Source organism: Vibrio sp. 2033 (assembly GCF_033339735.1).
In genome coordinates this window covers 115757-138809 of record NZ_JAWOVC010000006.1, presented here as the reverse complement: position 1 = coordinate 138809, position 23053 = coordinate 115757, and the positions used below count along the sequence as shown (strand labels likewise).

The 23053-nt window shown below is 44.0% G+C and carries 27 protein-coding genes; 19 read left to right on the top strand and 8 right to left on the bottom strand.

What is annotated here, in order from left to right:
• Positions 1–10: 10 nt before the first annotated feature.
• Together R7P74_RS10770 and R7P74_RS10765 are read right to left on the bottom strand one after the other, a co-directional pair.
• A complete protein-coding gene (locus R7P74_RS10770) occupies positions 11–1342 on the bottom strand; it encodes a sigma-54 interaction domain-containing protein (RefSeq protein WP_031778880.1) in 1332 nt (443 codons plus the stop codon).
• Positions 1342–2361 carry a MotY family protein gene (locus R7P74_RS10765; RefSeq protein ID WP_213893260.1) on the bottom strand — a complete coding sequence of 340 codons (1020 nt, stop codon included), beginning with the start codon at positions 2359–2361 and terminating at the stop codon, positions 1342–1344. The genes R7P74_RS10770 and R7P74_RS10765 overlap by 1 nt, the downstream gene beginning before the upstream one ends.
• A 379-nt stretch (positions 2362–2740) precedes the next feature.
• Between R7P74_RS10765 and R7P74_RS10760 the strand changes: the two genes are divergently transcribed.
• The 9 genes from R7P74_RS10760 to lafA all read left to right on the top strand — a co-directional run bounded on the left by R7P74_RS10760 (position 2741) and on the right by lafA (position 10951).
• Positions 2741–3559 carry a FliM/FliN family flagellar motor switch protein gene (locus R7P74_RS10760; RefSeq protein ID WP_005375039.1) on the top strand — a complete coding sequence of 273 codons (819 nt, stop codon included), beginning with the start codon at positions 2741–2743 and terminating at the stop codon, positions 3557–3559.
• On the top strand, positions 3556–3927 hold the full coding sequence (gene fliN / locus R7P74_RS10755) for a flagellar motor switch protein FliN (RefSeq protein WP_005375038.1): 372 nt from the start codon (positions 3556–3558) through the stop codon (positions 3925–3927). The genes R7P74_RS10760 and fliN overlap by 4 nt, the downstream gene beginning before the upstream one ends.
• A gap of 18 nt (positions 3928–3945) precedes the next feature.
• Positions 3946–4704 (top strand): flagellar type III secretion system pore protein FliP, encoded by a 759-nt coding sequence (gene fliP, locus R7P74_RS10750; RefSeq protein ID WP_005375037.1) that lies wholly within the window; start codon positions 3946–3948, stop codon positions 4702–4704.
• Positions 4705–4716: 12 nt separating this feature from the next.
• Positions 4717–4986 (top strand): flagellar biosynthesis protein FliQ, encoded by a 270-nt coding sequence (gene fliQ / locus R7P74_RS10745; RefSeq protein ID WP_005375036.1) that lies wholly within the window; start codon positions 4717–4719, stop codon positions 4984–4986.
• Positions 4986–5762: a flagellar biosynthetic protein FliR gene (fliR, locus tag R7P74_RS10740; protein ID WP_005375027.1), complete on the top strand. Its 777-nt coding sequence runs from the start codon at positions 4986–4988 to the stop codon at positions 5760–5762. Before fliQ ends, fliR begins: the two co-directional genes overlap by 1 nt.
• Positions 5759–6886 carry a flagellar biosynthesis protein FlhB gene (gene flhB, locus R7P74_RS10735; protein ID WP_005375025.1) on the top strand — a complete coding sequence of 376 codons (1128 nt, stop codon included), beginning with the start codon at positions 5759–5761 and terminating at the stop codon, positions 6884–6886. The genes fliR and flhB overlap by 4 nt, the downstream gene beginning before the upstream one ends.
• 31 nt (positions 6887–6917) lie before the next feature.
• Positions 6918–9008, top strand: coding sequence for a flagellar biosynthesis protein FlhA (flhA, locus tag R7P74_RS10730; RefSeq protein WP_005375024.1), 2091 nt, complete (start codon positions 6918–6920; stop codon positions 9006–9008).
• A gap of 19 nt (positions 9009–9027) precedes the next feature.
• Positions 9028–9798, top strand: a complete 771-nt coding sequence (locus R7P74_RS10725) for an EAL domain-containing protein (protein WP_005375023.1) — start codon at positions 9028–9030, stop codon at positions 9796–9798.
• A gap of 301 nt (positions 9799–10099) precedes the next feature.
• Positions 10100–10951 carry a lateral flagellin LafA gene (gene lafA / locus R7P74_RS10720; RefSeq protein WP_005375019.1) on the top strand — a complete coding sequence of 284 codons (852 nt, stop codon included), beginning with the start codon at positions 10100–10102 and terminating at the stop codon, positions 10949–10951.
• Between the two features lie 70 nt (positions 10952–11021).
• Here lafA and R7P74_RS10715 read toward each other — a convergent pair whose 3' ends face one another.
• Positions 11022–11309 (bottom strand): hypothetical protein, encoded by a 288-nt coding sequence (locus R7P74_RS10715; protein ID WP_005375016.1) that lies wholly within the window; start codon positions 11307–11309, stop codon positions 11022–11024.
• A gap of 416 nt (positions 11310–11725) precedes the next feature.
• Here R7P74_RS10715 and fliD point away from each other — a divergent pair, with 416 nt between their 5' ends.
• The 9 genes from fliD to R7P74_RS10670 all read left to right on the top strand — a co-directional run bounded on the left by fliD (position 11726) and on the right by R7P74_RS10670 (position 18357).
• The gene (gene fliD / locus R7P74_RS10710; protein ID WP_318122836.1) at positions 11726–13072 is read left to right on the top strand and encodes a flagellar filament capping protein FliD; all 1347 of its coding nucleotides are present in this window, start codon (positions 11726–11728) and stop codon (positions 13070–13072) included.
• 32 nt (positions 13073–13104) lie between these two features.
• On the top strand, positions 13105–13491 hold the full coding sequence (gene fliS, locus R7P74_RS10705) for a flagellar export chaperone FliS (protein WP_005375014.1): 387 nt from the start codon (positions 13105–13107) through the stop codon (positions 13489–13491).
• Entirely contained in the window at positions 13475–13795 is a 321-nt protein-coding gene (locus R7P74_RS10700; RefSeq protein ID WP_005375013.1) for a hypothetical protein, read from the top strand. Before fliS ends, R7P74_RS10700 begins: the two co-directional genes overlap by 17 nt.
• Positions 13792–14865, top strand: a complete 1074-nt coding sequence (locus R7P74_RS10695) for a flagellar hook-length control protein FliK (RefSeq protein ID WP_213903426.1) — start codon at positions 13792–13794, stop codon at positions 14863–14865. Before R7P74_RS10700 ends, R7P74_RS10695 begins: the two co-directional genes overlap by 4 nt.
• A 22-nt stretch (positions 14866–14887) precedes the next feature.
• Complete coding sequence (locus R7P74_RS10690; protein ID WP_005375011.1) at positions 14888–15388, top strand: flagellar basal body-associated FliL family protein; 501 nt, start codon at positions 14888–14890, stop codon at positions 15386–15388.
• A gap of 12 nt (positions 15389–15400) precedes the next feature.
• A complete protein-coding gene (locus R7P74_RS10685; protein ID WP_005375008.1) occupies positions 15401–16129 on the top strand; it encodes a FliA/WhiG family RNA polymerase sigma factor in 729 nt (242 codons plus the stop codon).
• 10 nt (positions 16130–16139) lie between these two features.
• Entirely contained in the window at positions 16140–16997 is an 858-nt protein-coding gene (gene motA, locus R7P74_RS10680; protein WP_005375006.1) for a flagellar motor stator protein MotA, read from the top strand.
• Positions 16997–17992, top strand: a complete 996-nt coding sequence (locus tag R7P74_RS10675; RefSeq protein WP_005375003.1) for a flagellar motor protein MotB — start codon at positions 16997–16999, stop codon at positions 17990–17992. Before motA ends, R7P74_RS10675 begins: the two co-directional genes overlap by 1 nt.
• 77 nt (positions 17993–18069) lie before the next feature.
• Complete coding sequence (locus R7P74_RS10670) at positions 18070–18357, top strand: hypothetical protein (RefSeq protein WP_005375002.1); 288 nt, start codon at positions 18070–18072, stop codon at positions 18355–18357.
• On the opposite strand, the gene R7P74_RS10665 is transcribed toward R7P74_RS10670, so the two are convergent.
• From R7P74_RS10665 to R7P74_RS10650, 4 genes are all read right to left on the bottom strand, one after another.
• Entirely contained in the window at positions 18354–18572 is a 219-nt protein-coding gene (locus R7P74_RS10665) for a DUF6500 family protein (protein WP_005375001.1), read from the bottom strand. The genes R7P74_RS10670 and R7P74_RS10665 overlap by 4 nt on opposite strands.
• 10 nt (positions 18573–18582) lie before the next feature.
• Positions 18583–18960, bottom strand: a complete 378-nt coding sequence (locus tag R7P74_RS10660) for a PH domain-containing protein (protein ID WP_005375000.1) — start codon at positions 18958–18960, stop codon at positions 18583–18585.
• A gap of 112 nt (positions 18961–19072) precedes the next feature.
• The gene (locus R7P74_RS10655) at positions 19073–19288 is read right to left on the bottom strand and encodes a TIGR02450 family Trp-rich protein (RefSeq protein WP_213872628.1); all 216 of its coding nucleotides are present in this window, start codon (positions 19286–19288) and stop codon (positions 19073–19075) included.
• Between the two features lie 138 nt (positions 19289–19426).
• A complete protein-coding gene (locus tag R7P74_RS10650) occupies positions 19427–19900 on the bottom strand; it encodes an HPP family protein (protein WP_005374998.1) in 474 nt (157 codons plus the stop codon).
• Positions 19901–19999: 99 nt separating this feature from the next.
• Between R7P74_RS10650 and R7P74_RS10645 the strand changes: the two genes are divergently transcribed.
• On the top strand, positions 20000–20545 hold the full coding sequence (locus tag R7P74_RS10645) for a TetR/AcrR family transcriptional regulator (RefSeq protein WP_132936274.1): 546 nt from the start codon (positions 20000–20002) through the stop codon (positions 20543–20545).
• An 84-nt stretch (positions 20546–20629) separates the two neighbouring features.
• On the opposite strand, the gene R7P74_RS10640 is transcribed toward R7P74_RS10645, so the two are convergent.
• Positions 20630–23053 carry a formate C-acetyltransferase/glycerol dehydratase family glycyl radical enzyme gene (locus tag R7P74_RS10640; RefSeq protein WP_213903425.1) on the bottom strand — a complete coding sequence of 808 codons (2424 nt, stop codon included), beginning with the start codon at positions 23051–23053 and terminating at the stop codon, positions 20630–20632.

Below are 23053 nucleotides of genomic sequence, written 5' to 3'. Positions count from 1 at the left end.
TTTTCTCCTATTAGGCAGCCGAGCCTAGTGCCGACTGTAAATCAATACCATGTTCTCGCATTGCTGCGAGCTTGTAGCGTAGCGCTCGAGTAGAGACTCCAAGCGCGTTTGCGGTTTTCGTTCGGTTTCCACCAAACTGACGTAACTTTTCCAAAATAAACTGATATTCAGCTTGCTTCTTCGCTTCTACATGACCAAAACTTGAAGTTGGCTCTGCTGTAGGAACTGACGCGACAAGCTCAATAGGCAGCATCAGGTCATGGGCTGTAATGTAATCACCATGACGCATGACCAAAGCGCGTTGAATGACATTTTCCAACTCACGAATATTGCCCGGCCAGTGATACTGACTCAGCGCACTAATCGCATCTTGGGATAGGTGACAGCGGCTGCTATCTTGATACTTTTCAATAAAGAATTGGCTAATCGGTAGAATGTCCTCTTTTCTTTCACGCAAAGGCGGCCAGTGCAGAGGCAGCACATCTAATCGATAATAAAGATCTTCACGGAACGTGCCTTTTTGAACTTCCTCACGTAAGTCTTTGTTGGTTGCCGCAATAACACGAATATCGAGCTGAACGGCTTTATGGCTACCAACACGTTCTACTTCACGCTCTTGAAGGACGCGTAACAATTTAGCTTGAACCGCAGGTGACATTTCACCAATCTCGTCAAGCAGAATCGTCCCGCCATTTGCTTCTTCAAACTTACCGCTTTGAGAATTTGTCGCTCCGGTGAACGCGCCTTTTACATGACCGAATAGCACAGCCTCTAACATTGACTCTGGAATGGCGGCACAGTTAACCGCCACAAATGGACCATTGATACGCGGAGAGTGCTCATGCACATATCGCGCCAGCACTTCTTTACCCGTTCCCGATTCACCTGTAATAAGCACACTCGCGTTAGTACATGCTGCACGATGCGCTAATTGCAGAACTTGTTTGCTTCTCCAAGACTCCGCAACAATGTTGGCCATTGGCTTACCTAACGCTTCAACACGTTTAAGCAGATTAACCAACTGATTAGATTCAAATGGGCGTAATAGATAATCAGTAGCGCCCGCTTTCATCGTCTCAGCAGCCAAGATGCCTTGTTCTTGGTCGACAATCGCAATAACAACACCCGAATTTCGCTGCTTTTGGTGACACGCGACAAACTCACGAACACACATATCCGGCAGCGTAGAGCTCACTAAAGTGATTTCTGCTCGCTCTTCAAGCAAAGCGCCTCGACCAGTACGAGTGTGTTTCGCGGTGTAACCTGCATTTTGCAACACATCCAATACTGGTTGAGCAAGAGCTTCATTTGGCTCAACCAACAAAATTTTCGTTTTCGTCATCATTGAACCTTAACTTTCGTTTGTTGATTTTGTGATTGTAGATCTGGGTGGTGTTTCGTAGCCGTATACTCGTTGTCCCTCACTAAACGCAGGGTGACACGTCGGTTTTTTGCTTGGCCATTAACCGAGTTATTGCTGGCAATTGGGTAACGCGAACCATGAGCTCGTGTTTCGATCATCGACTCGTCGACCCCAAGCTCAATCAAAGCGTTGGTGACTTGCTCTGCTCGAGTACGTGACACAGAAAGGTTCGTTAAACTTGAACCAACGTTATCGGTGTGACCGTCGATGAGGATTTTGGTCACTCGATCATCCACAGATACATAGCTATACAGCGCTTCTAGTGTTGCTTTCTGTCCACGACTTAACGTCTTCTGACCAAACTCAAATGAGAGCGCCATATCCCTTGCCTCTGAAAAAGACAATTTAGGCAATCGCGCGCGACACGCATTAAATGATTTCAATGCGTTTTGAATTTGAAGAGTAGGAATCACAATCTCTGAAACAGAGGAAGCATTACTTCCTTTAAGTGACAGCGTCACCCAACTACCCGAAGCAATTGAATCCATGAATTCTTCAGCGCCTTTATTAAAGATGAAACGCTGAGACGGCTTAGTAAATTCAAGGGAGCCAAATTCTTTTCTATAAAGCTCATTACTCCAAGGAGCATTTTGAGTTGTTAAAGCAATCGTTTTCCATTTATTGTTTTCATATTCTATATCGGAAATAAAATAGAATTTATTATTAGGTTCCGCTAGGAAATAAAACTTCCCATAGTCATTATTTGATTGCAACAAGTTGCATTTGAATTTATTTCCCTCATATGTCCATTTAGAGAGGTCCATAGGGATTGTTAAGACTTCTTCTGAATATGACACTTTTGAAAAAATAAAACTGATAACAATAATTGTGTTACAAATTATCAAACGGACATGATTCATGTATATCTTACATTCCCATGACTTAAACCGTTTAATTAAATATGCCACCAAGCCGAGAGAACTGGCATAGCTAATCATTTTAATTACCTATTCTGAATATTAAAATTGGTTACAAAACGCTCAAGAGAGCACGCTTAGCCTCCAATGGAAGCTTTAAGCATAAAAAACAGTATCTTATAATTTATTTGTTTGAAGTTGTTGTTACGCCATAAAGGCAATTTAAAAAATCTATAACAACTAAAACGCTCAACATTGTTATTTTATTTATTAAGCGATTTATAAAGAAAACTAACTCTTTTTAAATTTCATTAAAAGATTATGACTATATGAACAAAGCAACATGTGAACTAAAGTCACAATCTTAGAGTTTGGAGCTAAAAGATCATTAAAATTTCTGTGTAGACTACACGCCATTAAGTTAAAACACTTTCGATTGTTAACGCACGGTAAAATATAAATGGAAAATAGAGTTAGCGAGCCTATTTCTGATAGTCAACTACTTGATGTAGAATTATTAGGCAAACCTATTCATATCATTCGTGAGAAGCTCGATAATTTAATTTCAGAATCTTGCTCAAACCTTACGACTGAATTACAAAATTGGCTCAGCACAGGAAAAGTGGAAGCTAGCTTAACCTCAGTAGACTTGCACCGCTTTACATCGGTTGAGATGGACAAAGAGCAAACGTCGACCTATCAACATCAGGAAGGCGGCATGGTATTCATCCATGGTAACCCTCACACGCTAATAAAGTTAGCTGATAGATTTTATGGTGCAAGTGCAGAGCGTTCAGCCGCTACTCTGACGGCCAGTGACTTACGTTTACAAGAGCGCATCAGTCGAATCATCATCGGTTGGCTTGCTCCTGGTGAAATGTGGGACACGGGTGAGTATGAGACCCCTAGAGGTATTGGCATTAACGTTCAATTAAACATTGCGTTTGACGATCATCAAGGCTCAATTCATCTCAAGCTAGATGGTCATCTTATTCAAACGCTGATCGAGCAGCTTGAACTGCAACCTGATACCGATTTGTTTCAACCTTTCTGTCGTTCTTTAGAGACGACCCCCGTTCGACTGAACGTTGTTCTAAGTAAAAAGAAGATGCCTTTAAGTGATGTGGTTGGCTTACAACCCAACGATATTTTACCTATTGAGCTTCTTAACACGGTTCCAGTAAGCATTGGCAACCAATCTCTATTTACAGGTCGTATTGCCGAGCAAGACGGCCAACTTGTTTTGATCTTTAACCCTGATAAGGAACCGCAGCGATGAGCGAAGCGCTAGAAACTAATGCATTCGACGCAGAAGAACTGAACTTTGATGATTTTCAATTAGAAGACTTTGAAGCCGAAGATACGCTCCAACAAGAACCAGCCACTGCGGAACGTGACCTTAGCTTTTTCAAAAGCATTCCTGTCACAGTCACGCTGGAAGTTGCGAGTAAGGAGATCCCACTTGGGGACTTAATGAAAGCGGGTGAAGGCACGGTTATCGAGTTAGAAAAGCTCAATGGCGAGCCTTTAGACGTGAAAGTAAACGGTTCTCTTATGGGCCACGCTGAAGTTGTCGTTGTCAATGATAAGTATGGACTTCGTCTGATCGATGTACATGACTCTGCATTGAGTGGCGTTGGTCAATAATCTTAGGTAGGCATCACAATGAAAAATCTGAGCGCTTGGCACCGTTGGTTACCTCTTTTGGTATTGGTGTCACTTTTGTTTGCTTTCCCAACAATGGCGGCTGACAACGGCTTAACTATCTTGTCCGTTTCTGATGGCGACACACAACAAGAATACAGCGTTAAACTGCAAATTCTGTTGTTGATGACGGCGCTCAGTTTTCTTCCAGCATTTATTTTGATGGCGACGAGCTTTACTCGAATTGTCGTTGTCCTTGCGATTTTGCGCCAAGCTCTTGGTCTTCAACAAAGCCCACCTAACAGAGTGTTGGTCGGGATCGCTCTCGCATTGACGTTACTGATTATGCGCCCTGTCTGGAGCGATATTTATGAAAATGCGTTTCAGCCATACGACAACGGCGAAATCACGCTAATACAGGCTTTTTCTGTTGCAGAGAAACCAGTGAGAGAGTTCATGTTGGCACAGACGCACCAAAGCTCTCTTGAACAAATGTTACGTATTGCCAATGAGCCTCTCGACCAAAACGTTGAGGATATTTCATTTGCCGTTGTCTTGCCTGCATTTGTCATTAGTGAACTGAAAACCGCCTTCCAAATTGGTTTTATGCTTTTCATCCCGTTTTTGGTCATCGACTTGGTTGTCGCCAGTGTCCTGATGGCAATGGGTATGATGATGCTATCACCTTTGATTGTCTCACTTCCCTTTAAGTTGGTGGTATTTGTACTCGTGGATGGTTGGGCAATGACAGTTGGCACCTTATCTGCCAGCTTCGGTTAACTAGGAGCAGTTATGACCCCAGAACTAACCGTAACGTTATTTTCCGATGCAGTATGGCTGATCATTTTGATGGTTGCCGTATTGGTTGTTCCAGGCTTAATTGTCGGTTTGTGTATCGCCGTATTTCAGGCTGCCACACAAATCAACGAGCAAACACTCAGCTTTTTGCCACGTTTGCTCGTTACCTTATTAATGGTGATTTTTGCAGGTCACTGGATGCTCCGTAAGATCATGGAACTGTTTGATTTCTTGTTCCACAACATACCAGGGATGATTGGCTAATGGCCATCACATTTGCAGAGCTCTCGGCGATACTCGGTCAACTCTGGTGGCCGTTTTTTCGTGTGGGAGCCGTATTTATTTCAATGCCTTTCTTTGGTGATGCGATTATTCCTGTTTGGGTTCGTACTTTACTGGCCCTCTCGATCGTTGTCATTACTGGACCGTTAATGCCACCCATGCCACAAGTCGAGTTATTCTCTATGACTTCCCTGTTCCTTGCTTTTGAGCAAGCTATTTGGGGGGTAATGTTTGGGTTAATTTTGCACATGCTCTTTAACGTTTTCACCATGCTTGGTCAGGTGATTTCTCTGCAAATGGGCTTAGGTATGGCGATGATGAATGATCCTATTAACGGGCTTTCTGTCGCCATTTTGGGACGCATATTTCTGATTTTCTCAACCTTGTTGTTCCTCGCGCTAGAAGGACACTTACTCGTCATAGATATCGTGATTCAAAGCTTTGTTGTTTGGCCAGTCGGATCTGGTATCACATCGCTTTCTCTGCAAGGTGTTGTCAATATTTTCGGTTGGATGTTTGCCTCTTCACTCGCTTTGGCTTTGCCCGCTATTGTTTCCATGCTTCTAGCCAACATCAGTTTTGGTGTAATGAACCGAGCCGCACCATCACTTAATGTCTATGCGTTAGGTTTTCCTATGACGATGCTGCTGGGTCTATTCAGCGTATTAATCTCAGTTTCTGGTGTTCCTGGTCGCTACACGGCGCTCGTTCACGACACCATTAGACACTTGAGTAACTTTATGTTGGGGGGAGCATGAGCGATCAATCTTCTCAAGACAAAACTGAAAAAGCCTCACCGCAGAAGGTAAAGAAAGCCCGCCAGGAAGGACAAATTCCTCGCGCGAAAGAGTTTACTACTGCGGTAATATTTCTAGCAGTGGCGCTCTACTTTTACTCTCAGCTTAATAGTATTTGGGAAAGCATGTCGGGGATCTTTCGCTACAACATGATGCTGACACGAGCCGACCTAGAAAACCCTAAACAACTTGTCGAGCAATTGGGACAAAGTTTAGCGGTCATCATCGACATGCTATTACCATTGTTTACCGTCATTATTATCGTGACCTGTGGTAGTAGCCTTGTGCTAGGCGGCTGGATGTTCCGTCCCGCGAACGTGATGCCAAAGCTCAGCAAAATTAATCCTTTGAGCGGGATAAAGCGCATTTTTTCGACCCGCTCAGTGGTTGAGCTCTTAAAGTCGACGTTCAAAGTAGCCGTGATCTTCGGCATCTTATATGGCTATTTAGACAACCACTTACAGCCATTACTTGGTATGCAAAACCTCCCACTAAGCCAAGGTTTTTCTCTAGTAATGTCCATTCTGTTTGAAGGCTTACTCTTAATGGGCTTCGCCTTGTTGTTATTTGGGGTTATCGACATTCCTTATCAGCGTTGGGAACACCTAAAAGAACTCCGCATGACGAAACAAGAATTGAAAGAGGAATTTAAAAATAATGAAGGTCGTCCGGAAGTAAAACAACGTATTCGTCAAATACAGCAACAGTTTGCGCGCCGTAAGATCGATAAAATGGTGCCGACGGCTGACGTGATCATCACAAACCCAACGCACTACGCAGTCGCACTGAAATACGAGCCTTCGCTTTCTGACGCGCCCTTTGTCGTCGCAAAAGGCGTAGACGAAACTGCTATGCACATTCAACGTATCGCCCGAGAAAACAAAGTGGAAATCATTAACTCCCCGCCACTTACCCGTTCGATTTATCACACGACGGCGATTGAACAAGCAATCCCAAGCCAACTGTACATCGCAGTGGCACATATTCTTACTTACGTTTTGCAATTGAAAGCCTTTCGTAAAGGTGAGGGAAAAGAGCCAATTCCTTTACCTCATTTTTCGATTCCAAAACATTTGCAGCACTGATTAACCCGCGTTTATCCAAGGACACGAAAGTATGCTTAACCGGTTAAAACAACTTCAAACATCAACCAAAGGCTACGTTGGCATTCCAATCGTCTTGCTAATGATATTAGCAATGGTGATTCTTCCTTTGCCTCCTCTGCTACTGGATGCGCTGTTTACCTTTAATATCGTCTTAGCAATCCTAGTATTGCTAGTCAGCACAACCGCAAAGCGACCATTAGATTTCTCTGTTTTTCCAACTATTTTGCTGGTCGCAACATTATTACGTCTCACATTGAACGTGGCTTCTACGCGAATTGTACTCCTAGAAGGACATAATGGTGGTGACGCAGCGGGTAAGGTCATTCAAGCATTCGGTGAAGTCGTCATTGGCGGTAACTACGTCGTTGGTATGGTGGTGTTCGTCATCTTGATGATCATCAACTTCGTCGTAATCACCAAAGGTGGTGAACGTATTTCTGAGGTTTCAGCCCGCTTTACGTTGGATGCTTTACCAGGCAAACAAATGGCAATTGATGCCGACTTAAACGCTGGCCTTATCGATCAGGAAACGGCTCGCTTACGCCGTAAAGAAGTCGCCAACGAAGCCGATTTTCATGGTTCGATGGATGGTGCATCAAAGTTTGTGCGTGGCGATGCCATCGCAGGTTTGTTGATTCTGTTTATCAATATCATTGGTGGTATTAGTATTGGTGTCTTCGAGCATGGACTCGCTGCGTCTGACGCCTTTAAAACTTATGCCCTACTCACAATCGGTGATGGTCTAGTTGCTCAAATTCCTTCACTACTATTGGCAACGGCTGCCGCGATTATCGTTACGCGAATTAATGATAGCGATAATGGCATGTCGGAAACCATGCAAAAGCAATTACTGGCAACTCCTGCAACGCTATTTACTGTCGCAGGTATTATGGCGGTAATCGGTATGGTACCGGGTATGCCACACCTAGCCTTTTTTGCTTTTGCTGGCGCATTAGCGTTCGCAGGGTGGCGTCAAACCAAGAAGCCAGTGCAAGACTCCCAGATTGAAGAGGTCGAAGCACTTTCACAAGCGATGCAAGACGATGATACACCGCTGACATGGGATGATATTCCTCACGTCCAAACATTATCACTTGCGCTTGGTTACCGACTCGTCCATCTAGTCAACAAAGAACAAGGGGCTCCTTTATCACAACGTATCCGCGGTGTGCGTCGAAACCTTTCTGAACAAGTTGGCTTTTTATTACCTGAAGTTCGTATTCGTGACAACCTGAGCCTCAAGCCAAACCAATACACAATTTCTCTAAATGGCGAAGTCATTGAGCAAGGCTTTATTGAACCAGAACGTTTAATGGCGATAGCGGTTGGCGAAACTTACGGTGAGGTAGATGGCATTTTGGGTAGCGATCCTGCTTATCAGTTGCCAGCTGTGTGGATTGAGCATCAAGATAAAGCAAAAGCACTTAATATGGGTTACCAAGTTGTCGATGATGGCACTGTTATTGCCACTCATATTAGTAAAATCATGAAGACAAACCTTGCAGAATTGTTTACGCACGACGATGTGGAAGCAATAACCCAGCGTTTGACACAACAAGCCCCGAAACTAGCAGAAGCATTAGCAGCAGCACTTAATCCAGCACAGCAGCTGAAAGTATATCGTCAGCTTTTATTGGACCAAGTGCCACTAAAAGATATTCGCACGATTGCCAACACAATGTTGGAATCCGCGGAAAATACAAAGGACCCGATCCTACTTGCATCTGATGTACGCTGTGCACTAAAGCGTACGCTTGTTAACTTAATTGCAGGACAAAAGAACGAATTAAATGTCTACGCACTGTCTGATGAGTTAGAACAAATGCTACTAACTTCACTGCAACAAGCACAATCTTCTGGTACGGTAACACTAGATAGCTTCCCAATTGAGCCAAACATTCTTGGTCAGTTCCAACAAAACTTGCCATTGATTAGACAACAGCTTAAACAACAGGGGCTACCTCCGATCCTTCTCGTTATGCCACAGCTGCGCCCTCTTCTAGCGCGTTACGCTCGCACATTTACGCAAGGGCTGGCAGTATTGTCTTACAACGAAATCCCAGAAAACAAACAAATCAATGTGGTAGGAAACCTTGGTTAATCTTATTTCAACACATGCGATGTACGAACATTTGGTTGGTCTCGCAGTACAACATATCGTCACGGATGACGATCAATTAGTCTTTGATGCTTTAAAACACAATGATGTCCAACACGCATGCCAAGCAATTAGGGAAGCTCAATCAGGAGAAGTAGAATTCCAACACCTGACGTTGAGATTTGGTATGCGTGGAGAACAAAGTGTCTATCAATTCAAACTCTCTGAACAAATGCAGTACTGCCTGGATTTGTTCAGTCTTTACCTTGCACTAAGACAAACACAATTTCAGTTAGAAGCCTTTCATCACGACTTGATTAGTAATGTTGTCGTGCCGATTCGCGTGGATGCATTACTGTGGGAGCCTGGGGTTTATTTTCTCGAACAGACGATTCAATTCCACTCTTCTGCTTTTCAACATGTGATTCCTTCTCTTCAAGCTGATGAAACGTTATGTGATCGTGATAAAGTCGCCACACTCACCAAAAAGTTAAAAGAGAATGCATATTCACTTTGGTTTGAAGTCGCGACATCGCAAGTGAACTTCGAGCGCGTCGCAGACTTTAGTCCCGATATGATCAAATTGTCAGTCACACTAGAAGATAAAGAAGAAAGACACGCTTTCCTACCTATTGCTAAGTTCTTAAGAAAGCATAAATATACTTGGGTTGCCGGACGTGTAGCGAGTCAAACGGAACTTAACCGTTATCGTTTATTGGGTGCCAGTTATTATTTTGGTTATTTCAGCGATATCCCAACCTCTCTCTCCTTTCAGTCTTTTGATGAGGAATAGTTGAAACTCAACCATTTATATTTAAAACAGCACGATTTATTCGTGCTGTTTTTTTATTTATAACGGATAACCACAAGATCATTGGGCAATAGTTTCTTTAACTTAACTAAAAAACTTAGGCTTATATGATGATTTTCCCGGTTTTCATGGAATACAAATCACTAAAAATCATCAATTTTTATCTTTTTTAGAAATTTTTTAATTTTCAAATTAATCATTAAAGCCGACCGACCGCCTCTAGTTAGTGACAAGGGAATATCCCGAGGCCTGAAAGATATAGTGACTAACTAAGGAGACTAAGATGGCTTTATCAATGCACACTAACTACGCTTCGCTTGTAACTCAAAACACAATGAACACAACAAGCGGACTTCTAAACACAGCAATGGAACGTCTAAGCACAGGCTACCGTGTGAACTCAGCTGCTGATGACGCTGCTGGTCTTCAAATTGCTAACCGTCTAGAAGCGCAAACACGCGGCATGTCAGTAGCAATGCGTAACGCACAAGACGGCATCTCTATGATGCAAACTGCTGAAGGTGCGATGGATGAAATGACAAACATCGTTTACCGTATGAACGACCTTGCTACACAATCGTTGAACGGTTCAAACAGTGCAACAGACCGTGCGTCTCTTAACAAAGAGTTCACACAGCTTACTGCAGAACTAAACAACATCGTAGACAACACTAAGTTCGGTGGTCAAAACCTTCTTAAAGGCGGCGGCTTCGGTGCAGGTGACGTAACATTCCAAATCGGTGCATCTTCTGCTGAAACATTGACTGTAAGCGCAAGCGCAGGTATCGGTGAAATCACTACTATTCTTGCTGATGCAGCAATTACAGATGGTATCGATGACGCGACTAAAGCAAAAGCAGCGCTAGACAAAATCAGCGGCGCTGACGGTCTAGTAGAAAAAATTGGTAGCTCTCGTGCAGACTTCGGTGCGAACATCAACCGTCTTGAGCACACTATGGCTAACCTTGGTAACATGGTAGAAAACGTTACAGCATCTAAAGGTCGTATCATGGATACAGACTTTGCAGTAGAGTCTTCAAACATGACTAAGAACCAAATGTTGATGCAAGCAGGTACAACTGTTCTGTCTCAAACTAACCAGCTTCCAAGCATGGCAATGTCACTACTACGCTAATTACTTAGTTAATAGTGCGCTTAATTTAAATCGTCTTAATTATAAAGCCTTCCTATGGAAGGCTTTATTTTTATCTACGAATATAAATAGAGCTCGTATTATCTTTGTGAGATTCAGGCACTCTGAATCCGAACTTCAACATAATATTGAATAAAACCTTATTAAACAGTTCTAATTCTATCGTCTCTAATTTACTTCCTATTTTACTATCTCTAAGTTCAGGAAAATTGAACTTAGCCTCCTTTAAGATACTAGCTATCTCATCAGAATTGATGCTCTGTTTACTTAATAGTTTTTTGTTAATGAACTCTTCATATGCACGAGCACATTTCATCAATCGTAACGCAAATTCATTCATAACTGACATTCTTTGAAACGTAAAAAATTTAATTTTTAGTGAGAACACTTGCACATCGCACTATCAAAAATAATATCAGAACGCAATTAATGCACTCTGTAAGAATTATCTGAATCAAGCTGAAGTAAAGGCTGAATATAACGTCTAATTAAAACATCTCTCCTAATTAGAACCGTCAATACAATTAAATATTTTCTTTGTTTAGGTCGCCTTTTCTTATAAGGAAATTACTTTTTCCATGGAGGAAGGCGGAACAAACAAGGTGGAAACACCACTTCCTCCCAAGAAAACAAAATAGCTTTAAACCTTTGTTTTAATTGAATTTAATATACGGCACGCATCTTGCCACTGATAATTAAACTAAGGCGTAGCATTCAAAGTATTCAAGCCAATAAGAGATGAGAGGAGCACACCTCATGAGTTCTTTAGACCCAGTAAAAATGGCAACCCAATTCGCACAATTGGACACAAACCCATTCAAAAACCGTTACCAAGCGCAAGCTAATGTGTACCAGTCACAACTGTCAGCTTTTAATAAAGTTGAAAGCGCACTACGTGATTTTCGTACTGCAATGAAAGAGATGAATAACAGCACAAACAGCATCATCAAAAACAGTGCGACACTCTCTCAAGAAGGTAACTTTACTGCAAACGCGGATGCTAAAGCGCTAACGGGTAACTATCAGATTTTTGTAGAAAAAGTGGCAACAGCACATCAAGTATCTACAGGAATGCCTGCAGACCTTGAGGCGACGACAGAAGTACCAACAACTGGATCTTTAGAATTCACCATCAACGGTGAAACAATGACTCTAGACTTGTCCTCCGTTGATGTTAATGGTGACGGCACTGCAACGATCAGTGATTTAGCAAGTGCGATTAACAATCACACGGATAACCCTGGCGTTAACGCCACTCTAGTTCGCTCAAATGGTCAAACACACTTTATGCTATCGAGCACTGAGACTGGTGTCGAAAATAAGATCAACGTATCTGCAACGGGTACTGGCCAAGCGTGGTTTGAAGACGCCTTCACCAACCTCAAGCAAATTAACGCTCCGCAAGATGCGGTTATGTGGCTAGGTGCAAAAGACTCAGGCCTGAAACTAACCAACGCAAGTAATACTTTTGAAGGTGTCATCGACGGTGTTGACATTACCGTATCTAAACCGCAAGCCGCGGGAGATTTGCCAATCGGTTTAAAAATTGGAGCTGATAGCGAAGGCACTAAAGAACAACTAGATAAGTTTGTGGAAACCTACAATGCCCTTGTTTCGACTATCGATCAGTACACCCAAATTGGCGGTGAAGATCAGAAACGCGGCGTGCTCGCTAGCGACTCGACATTGCGTTCTATTGAGAGTCAGTTAACGGGGTTAATCCGAGGTGAACACAATGGTATGCGCCTAAGCGAAATCGGCGTGAGCCTAGACCGCAACGGTAAAATGAAAGTTGATCAAGAAAAGTTCAAAGAAGCTCAACAAACAAACAGCGCAGGCTTAGAGGCGTTGTTTAATGGGGATGACGCTTTGCTAGATTCTCTTGACGCGATGGTAGAGCCTTTCTTGAAGTTCTCATCAGGTACCTTCAGCACGCGTAAAGACGCAATACAGTCAAGCTTAGACCGAATCAAAGATAAACAAACCAATTTAGAGCGTAAGTACGAAATGTCGTACAACCGCTATCTCAAACAATTCACTCAAATGAATTCAATTATGACCCAAATGAACCAAACCATGTCCATGTTTAATGCTCAAAAATAAGACATTTGGTTCCAAATTTAGGAGAAATATTCATGCTTATGGATTCTGGTTACGATTCGTACCAACAAGTCGATCTCGACGCTCAAGCGGCAGCAGCAAATCCACACCAATTGGTCATCATGTTAATCGATGGCCTACTCGATGAAGTTGAACGTATTCGCGGCCACCTAGCCGCAAATCGTTTGGCCGAGAAAGGGAATGGAATCAACAAATGCATGAACATCTTGATTGGACTAACAAGTGCTCTAGATGATGAAAACGGCGGTGAAATTGCGGAAAACCTACGCCAGCTTTATGACTTCTGCCAAGTCGAACTTTATTACGCTAGCGTGCAAAACGATGCAAATCGCTTGGTTAACGTTGAGCGTGTAATGGGTAACATTCGTGAAGGTTGGATGAATTTTGGACAACAAGCATAAAGTATCGCCAGAGCGATTCCGTCATTTATCTCAGCTCATCCAGTTCGCCGCAAAAACGGCCGACTGGCATGCGCTCAAGCGGTACGACTTGCAGTTGCGAGAGCTTTTGATCAGTCACAAGCCTTTTTTGAAAGATCCTAAGCTTGCACCTGAAATCCAGCGAGCGAAAACAGTGCACGCTAATGCCTTCGCAGTATTAGAGAAGTCGACCAACGAGTTGAAAAAAGAGATGAACATGGTCAATGACCATCAAGAACGCGCTATGGCCTATCAATTAGCAATGACCATGGAGCTAACTCAATGATCATACCTTCTTCAACTCAGCACTCGGGTAATTCGCCAGCTAACAATGAGGGTCACATCAAGCAAGCGAACTCGGTACACGGCTTTTCTCATGGTTTTAAATCAGGGAACAAGCAGAATGGTGAGCAAGACTTTAACTCTGCGTCAGCGGTACCGAGTTTTCACCTTACGGCCTCTACTTTGAACAACGCAAACAAAGTACAAAGTCATGGTTTTGATACTGATGACCGCTCAGCTTCAGATCCGGATGCCAACTTGACCAGTACACCAGGGTTAACAGAATCGACTGATCTTGCAGCGCAAGCTCAAGCTTTAACCCAGGGTATGATTACCATGGCAGAGAAGCAGGCTGAGAAACTAGGAAAAGCGTCATCTTTAATGACTGCGAGCGAAGTTAAGTCTGTTACTCAAGATTCGTCTAACGCTATGTTAAACACATCATCAAAACAAGATGTGAAGCAAAGTCTGCCGACTTCATCGAGTTCGCGTTTGCCTATCTCCGGTGCTGAGTTTCAAACTCTTTTGAATCAACCTGTTCAAGGGCAACCAACCGCATCTCTACTTCAAGCACAAGCTCCTACAACACAATCTGCACATTCACCGGTTGCGACGAGTCATGTTCAAGCTCAAGGCTCTGAGTGGGCAGCGGTGCGTGTTGATACCACTGCCGGAAAGTGGGGGGAGCAAATGATGCAAGTTTTACATGATCGCGTGACGCTCCAAGCTCAACAAAATGTACAAGAAGCAAAAATCCGCCTAGACCCACCAGACTTAGGGAAATTGGATTTACTTGTACGTGTTGAAGGTGACCGATTGAGTGTCCACATCAACGCCAATGCCGCAGCAACACGAGAAGCTTTAATGCAAGTTTCGGAACGATTGCGTACTGAGTTACAAGAGCAAAACTTCGTTCATGTCGATGTCAATGTTGGCTCTGATCAAAACCAAGGTCGAAATGACCCACACGCAAACGAAGAAGACACCAATATTTTCGCCGCACGAGAATCTGGTGCATTCCAAACCACGACAACAACTAACTATTCAGAACACTGGCTAAGCACTCAAGCTTAGTGAATCTTCGAGGAAAAAGGTTATGACCAAACAACAAATGATCGCCCTGTTTATCGCCATGATCATCACCAGTGCCCTCGTTTCGGCCGTCACAATTATGGGCGGAATCTGGTACTTAAACAAACACGCTCAAGAGTCACCTGACTCTGGTTCACTGATCGAAGACTCTCCACTGTCTTTTTTGGTCACAGAACAACCGACAAGTAAAGGTCCTAGCTTCCATCCTTTGGACAAAGTCGTTTTGACCGTTAAAGGCAAGAAACAGACTCACTTTGTGATGCTAGAACTGGCAATTGAGACACGCCGTCCAGAGCGTATCAAAGAGATCGATGAATACATGCCTATGGTACAAAACTCTCTATTAAAACTGTTTAGCGACAAAACGTTTGATCAGTTACAGCAAGCGGGTGCCATCGATATTCTGCAAGACGAAGTGAAGCAAACGCTTCTACTCGCTTTTGCTAAAACAGACATCGTCCGAGAAATCGACGATGTTTTGTTGACTAAATATGTTGTGCAATAACGGAGCACAACCATGTTAGACATGAATGTACAAGACACTTACACCACAGAAGAGGAAGTGACAACACCGTCACGACCAATTGATGAAAACGCATTGCTACAACGTCATCAGGTCATGGTAAAACGCGTAGTTAACCAGCTGCGCGTTCATGCCACTTCTCACTGTAGTATTGAAGATATGCAGCAGATAGGCCTTATCGCTCTAGTCGAGGCTGGACGCCGATATGGCGATGTTGACGATCCTCACTTTCCTGCTTTCGCCGTTTGTCGAGTTCGGGGAGCTATTTTAGACGAATTACGCCGACTAGATTGGCGTTCACGTAAGACTCGTCAACAAGCCCACGAGCTCAACGACGTGACTCGAGATCTCACTCGAACGTTAGGTCGAATGCCAACGGATGCCGAAATCATCCAGGCTTTAGGGACGAATGAGCAAGATTATTACAACCGCCAAAATGCCGCTCTCGCAGGCGAGATGCAAAGCCTTGACCAACTGATGGAGAGCAGCGGTGATAGCTACATTGGCGGGCAATACGATGGCATGGAACATGAACATATTCGTCGTAGTTTAGACAGTGCTTTGGGTAAATTACCTAAGCGCGATCAACTGCTCCTGACTCTGTTCTATCAACATGAACTCAACTTACACGAAATAGCTCTGGTATTGGATCTGACACCACCTCGTATATGTCAGCTTCACAAACAAGCGCTGAAACAACTCAACCAATTAATGTCCTCTTAGGAGTCACAAGATGCAAAAGTTTTTTGGAGTGCTCACTATCCTGGTGTGCGTCTTCGGTGGATATATGTGGGCCGGTGGTAGCTTAGGTGCTATCTGGCAGCCAGCCGAATTCCTTATCATTATTGGCGCCGCTGCTGGTTCTTTGATCATCGGTAATCCGCCTCATGTACTGAAAGAAATGCGTCGCCAAGTGCCAGCGACCATTAAAGGTCCAACAGAAGAGCATGAGTACTACATGGAATTAATGGCACTACTCAACAACTTGCTAGAGACAGCGAGAAACCGCGGATACAAGTTTCTGGATTCTCATATTGAGGCTCCGGAGCAAAGCTCTATGTTCCTCGCTTACCCGACGATCGCAGAAGATCATCGCCTAATTTCTTTCATTACTGACAATTTACGTTTAATGGCAATGGGACAGATGTCGCCTCATGAATTAGAGGGACTGCTAGAGCAAGAAATCGAAGCAATACAGAACGAAATGCTTTTACCTTCACGCTCACTACAGCGTACAGCAGAAGCACTACCTGGCTTCGGTATTCTTGCAGCAGTTGGTGGCATCATTATCACCATGCAAGCTATTGATGGCTCAATCGCTATGATTGGTTATCACGTTGCGGCAGCTCTCGTTGGTACATTCATTGGTATTTTCGGTTGTTACTGTGGCTTAGATCCACTAAGTAACGCCATGGCTCAGCGAGTAAAACGTAATATGACTGCTTTTGAGTGCGTTCGTGCAACCTTGGTTGCCTACGTAGCGAAAAAGCCGACATTGCTCGCCATTGACGCTGGTCGTAAACATATTCAGCTAGACATCAAACCAACATTCAACCAAATGGAGAAGTGGTTAGCTGAACAGGAGGGATAATGCAAAAACAAGAGCATGTAGTGTTCAAACGTGCCAAAGTATACAGCCATGATGAGTCGTCTCATGGCGGCGCGTGGAAAGTCGCGTTTGCTGACTTCATGATCGCCCTAATGGCGCTGTTTCTTGTACTTTGGGTTATGCAGGTGGTAGACAAAGAAGAGCGTAAAGCGATTGTTGCCCACTTGCATAGTTCAAGCGTATTCGACAAGAGTTACGGCAACCCATTTGATACGTCACAAAGTATTTCTCCTATCGACTTGGCACAGGACTCTTCTGTGCCAAGTAAACACAACTCCAACCATGTGGTAAGCTCTTACTTCAAAGGTGATGGGGATGGACCAGAAATTGATTCTTTGATTCCTGGTAACTTCGATACTCAAGAGCAACTTGCCGCACTAGCGAAAGTAATTGAGCAAATGACTGCCCAAATTAATGCGCAGGGAAATGTAAACGTCACGGTGACACCACAAGGTTTGCGTATCGTCCTTCAAGATGATTACAAACAGCATATGTTCAGCCGTGGTGGTGCAGAACTTACTCCTTTTTTTGAAGATTTACTGCTCGCACTAGCACCTGTATTTCATCGTGTTAACAACCCTCTGATCATCAGCGGACACACAGATGCAATTCCATTTAAAAAGCGTTTTGGTCGTCAATCTAACTGGGCGTTATCAGCCTCTCGAGCAGACGTAGCAAGAAATACGTTAGTTGAAGGCGGTATGCCGGATGATAGAGTAATGCAGGTAACGGGTATGTCAGATAGAGCGCTGCTTAATCCTGATGAGCCAGATTCTAGCGAAAACCGTCGTATTGAGCTGTTTGTTTTAACGACTCCTGCCGCTAAAGTGCTTGAGACCCTTTTTGGCAACCACCAAGAAAGCGAACTGCAAAAAGCGAAAGATAAGGCTGAATTCAACCAACCAGTCATTCGTCAAGAAGTCATCAATTACTCCGGCGATACCGCCACCAGCGAAGTAAAAATTCAAGAATTATAATCTTAAAAGGTCACCACTCTGATGGTGACCTCTCTAACCAAAGCCTCTGTTACTGTGACTTTTTAGTTGAGTTCTATATGCACATAACATCATCCGAAAAAAGAAAAAGCGACTTACTGAAGAAAGCCTTTTTATGGCTCATTGTCTTCGATTACCTTTTATTGGCGTTTTTCTTAACTCAGCTATCAAGTATGACATTAAACAGCGGAACCATGATCAGCTTGTTACTTGTAGTTTATAACGTCTTACTTGTTTCGCTATGTTTTCAACGAACCAACAAGCAGGACTCTTACATTATCTACCCTGTTTTGTCCGCAACGTTATTAGCATTTGTCTGCTTTCTTTACTTCTTTTTTTTAATTTAGCTCCCCGACTCGACCATTGATTTTACTTTTACTGCTTTTTCGAAGTGGTCGAGCTGATGAGTCTGAATCCACCACGTAGCCGCTTCCATCAACAGCTCTGGGTCGTCATTTTTATTAGCGAAAAACGCATAAAATGAGAGACCAACCAATTCACCTTTACTCGCGATCTTTTTGTCACAGACCTCTATAATTTTGTCTCTCAGCGAAGCTCTCATTTCTAATCCCTTAACCTAGTACATACTCACTAACCATACGGTTGAAAGAAATCAAATCAAACGAGCCTTTAATTTCAAAACGCACTCTTCCCACCTCACTCATGAAGAACTCGATTTCACAATCCAAATCAAAAGTACCAGAGGTCTCGATAGAAAATGCATTGATCTTACTGTAAGGCAAAGAAGTGTAATCCACTTTTGAGCCGGTAATCCCTTGCACATTTGCCGCTATCACTCGCTTGTTCGTAAACACCACTTGGTCACGAACTGTTTTAAAAACAGCGAAAATAGTCTCACCATCAATCAAGAACTTAAGGAAGTCTTCTCTGGCATTAGAAACGTCAATCGGCTTAAGCTTAAATACAGAGGAATTGTCGAAATCAATCATAATTAATCCTTTGAGTGGGCGTTAGAACGAATTATCAACGTATCAGATAGCACCACTTTTGCCTACTCGCAACGCACGTTTCTGCTTGATTCGCCCAACAACGAAGCGTCACTCACTTCCACCCTTGCATCCATTGCTCAGAGTCTTTTAGGTCTTGCCAGTTCATCTCTCGGTCGCGTTTACTCATGACTGCCTCGATGACACATCTCACAACGTTACCATCTTCATCTAGTTCCATTTCCGTCACAACAAAATGCTTCTCTTTGTTTTCAGGTGAAATTGCCGTCCATTTACTGTGCAATAGTTTCTTAGGGTGGATTCTGTTCATCGCATTGTACCAATTTAACTACCATGTTGATGTATACGACTGAATACCAAGAGAGAATCAGATTTTGTTTTTGCAAACCTACAAAAGATAAAACCGCAAAAGAGATCACTCCCTTTCGCGGCCCTAACTACAACCCGACTAGGTCTTCTGACCATTCAATCGAGGGTTTAAGTACTGACTTTGGAGCAACTGTAGCCCTTTACCGACCAGAACAATCACTACCGCGCCAATCAGGACAGGCGTGAAGAGAAAACTCCATCCCTGCCCAGACGCCATGATCAAAATTGGATTTGCACCCGCAGGTGGATGAGTGGTCTTCGTAATCAGCATCGCAGAAACACCTAGCCCCGTCGCAATCGCGAGCGTGACCGGCGTGACGTCAACATACTGGCTAAACGCAATACCGATAGATGCCGTGATGAAGTGACCAATGATCACGTTTTTTGGTTGAGCGAGAGGGCTGCTAGGCACCCCAAACACCAACACCGCCGTAGCACCAAATGGCGCCATGAGAAGTACTACCTCAGTAAGAGATACCTCGGCGTAAGACAACACACCAATAGCCAACGTAGCGCCAAGCCCCGCGACCAAAGATAAAATTAAATTATTCATAAACACCTCAAAAGTAGACCGAATTGTCTACAAAATAAAATAGACAAATCTGTCTACCTTTGTCAATATGTGTTTATGGAACTTTTTGAGGACGTAGTTATGAACAAAAAGAAACAGTTATTGATCGACACAGCTTTGTCACTGTTTTACAAACAAGGCATCAACTCTATTGGCATCAATGAAGTCCTCAATGTTTCCGGCGTGGCTAAACGCACGCTATATAACCATTTTGAGAGCAAAGAAGCGCTTATCATCGCCGCATTAGAACAACGCCACCAAATATTTATGGAATGGTTGGAGGAAAAGCTTTCTTCAGCACAAACGGGCGCGGAGGTGATCGATCAGTTATTTACTGCACTCAACGGCTGGTTTCATGGCTCTGAAGAAAAGTTGGGCGAGTTTCGCGGTTGCTTTTTCATCAATACGTCCGCGGAGTTCAGTGACGACAGTGGCGAGATCGCAACGTATTGCCGCTACCATAAGCAGCAAGTCAGAGAGCTAATTCAACGCTATCTCAAATCAGACAACGCTGCATTACTTGATGCCATTTGCATCATGAAAGAGGGCGCGATCACTACCGCTTACATGACGAAAGAGTACGACAACGTCACGAAGAAATGCGTGACCATTTTGCACACGCTTTAATGCGTTCAGGTATAGTCATTTGCGAATTAAGTATTCAAACCAAAGGCACCGATTGGTGCCTTTTGTTTTACTTAGTCAGTGTACTTACAGCTCGTGCTCAGTACGTGCGATGATGTCGTCTTGCGCGTCTGGTGATAGCGCGGTGAAGAAGGCTGAGTAACCTGCAACTCGCACAACAAGATCACGATATTGTTCAGGGTTCTTCTTCGCAGCTAGCAAGGTCTCACGAGAGACTATATTGTACTGAACATGCCAACCTTTGTGGTGGTTGAAGAAGGTGCGAATCAACATAGAGAGCTTGAGCTTATCCCCTTCAGACTCAACCGCTGCCGGGCTTAACTTCTGGTTAAGCAGCACGCCACCAAGGATCTTATTCGCTTGGATTTTACCGACCGAGTTGTACACTGCCGTTGGACCTAAACGGTCTGACCCAGACGACGGGCTTGCACCTTCTGCCAGTGGTGTTTTCGCTTTACGACCATCTGGCGTTGCCATAGTTGAAGCTCCGAACGGGACGTTTGCCGAGATACTTGATGTACCTGCGTAGTAACCGCCGCCAATTGGACCACGCCCATGACGCGTATTAACGAACTGCTCTAGCTCATCAATGTACACTTGGTAAGCGTCTGCCAGTAGTTGGTCTACTGCGTCATCATCATTACCGTATTTTGGTGCAAAGTTGATAAGACGTTGGCGAAGCTGCTCGTTCTCCATGCCGTCGAAATCTTCTGCCAATGCTTTTGCCAACTCTGGTTGGGTGATTTGCGCATCATCGAAAACAAGGTGCTTGATAGCTGCTAGGCTATTACCTAAGTTTGCGATACCGACTTGTAAGCCAGATACCCAATCGTATTTCGCGCCGCCTTCTTTCACGGTTTTACCGCGAGCCAAACAGTCATCCACCAGCGTTGAACAGAAGATGTCTTGAGCTTGCTGTTCAAGTACGCTGTCGACGACTGTATCAATCTCAATCGATTTACGGGTGTAGTAGCGGATTTGCTCTGCCCAAGAAGCTGTCACTTGCTCAAAGTTCTCAAAGTTGCCTTTTGCTAATGACTTATCGTGCCGCAAGAAAGCTTTACCTGATGTTGCATCCACACCTTCGTTAAGTGCCGCCAGCAGGATACGAGCGAAGTTAATAAAGCTCATGCCCGTACAACGGTAACCCCATTTGCCCGGAACCGCCGTCTCGATACAGCCGATAGATGCGTAGTTGTACGCGTCTTCTTTCTCGACGCCAAGTTTGATGAATTCAGGAATGACAATCTCATCGTTGTTAAACGCAGGCATACCGAAGCCACATTTAATCACTTCAACACAGCCCATCAGGAATTCTTGGTTTAAACCTTCATGGTAACGCACACTCAAGTTAGGTTGCGTCGAACGTAACTGGCCACAAGATTCCAGAATCGCCCAAGAAAGGGGATTCACTGCGTCTTCTGGCTCACCCTTTTCATTCAACTTCTGACCGCCGATACACACGTTTTGGTACAGCGGAGAACCTGCCGATGCTTTCGAGTGCGCACCAGAGCGAATCTTGTTTACTTCAAGCAACTTCAACCAACAGCTTTGCAGCAGCTCTAATGCAAAGTCTTTTTCAATCGCGCCGTTTTTGATATCGCGAACATAAAATTCGTTTAGGAACTGGTCCATACGACCGAAAGAAACCGAGTGACCGTTCGATTCGATTTGTAGCATCAATTGAACAAAGTAGCTCAATTGCAGTGCTTGCCAGAAGTTTTCTGGTGCGTGGCTCGCGACATGACGACAGTTTGCCGCAATGCTTTCTAACTCAGCTTTGCGCAGCGGACGCGTCTCTTCTAGCGCCATTTTTGCCGCCAATTCAGCGTAGCTCACCATGTGGTCTTGAATGGCAAGCAGTACAATTTCGACCGATTTGTAGAACTGCTCTTTCTTCAAGCCTTCAAAGGTCGAAACATCATTGTCAGCACGGTGCTGACGAACATCCTCTAGCAAACCGTTCATGCCTAGCTTCAAGATTTTCTCGTTATCCACCGCAAGGTGCGCGTCACCCGAAGTCATGTTGCCTTCAGCTTTAATGATGGTGCTGGCTAAGATTTCTTGCTGCTCATCAGTGAACAAGCCATAACAACGGTCTTGAACAGTTTTACCGCGCCAGTACGGTGTGATGCTGTGAATGCTTTGCTTATCTTCTTCAGTGACCGCAAAGCCTGCACCAGGGCGGTCGGCTAGCTCATCAATTTCCGCTTCAATCCAACGTACAGTGTATTCTGGGAAAATAGGCGCAGCACGTACTTTGCTCGCTTGGTTACCGACGATTAGCTCATCGTGTTTAATCCAAATCGTACGAGTGCGTAAGTGCTCTTGCAGTGCTAACGCACGTTGGACAATCACAGGTTTGTCTTCGTTTGCTTGATAAGCACGAGTGTATGCCTCTGCACGCTCGGTACAGACAGGTGGCGTTACGATATTTACCAGTGCCGATTTGTGCGCTTTGATACGCTCAGGAAGGTAATTCAGGTCCAT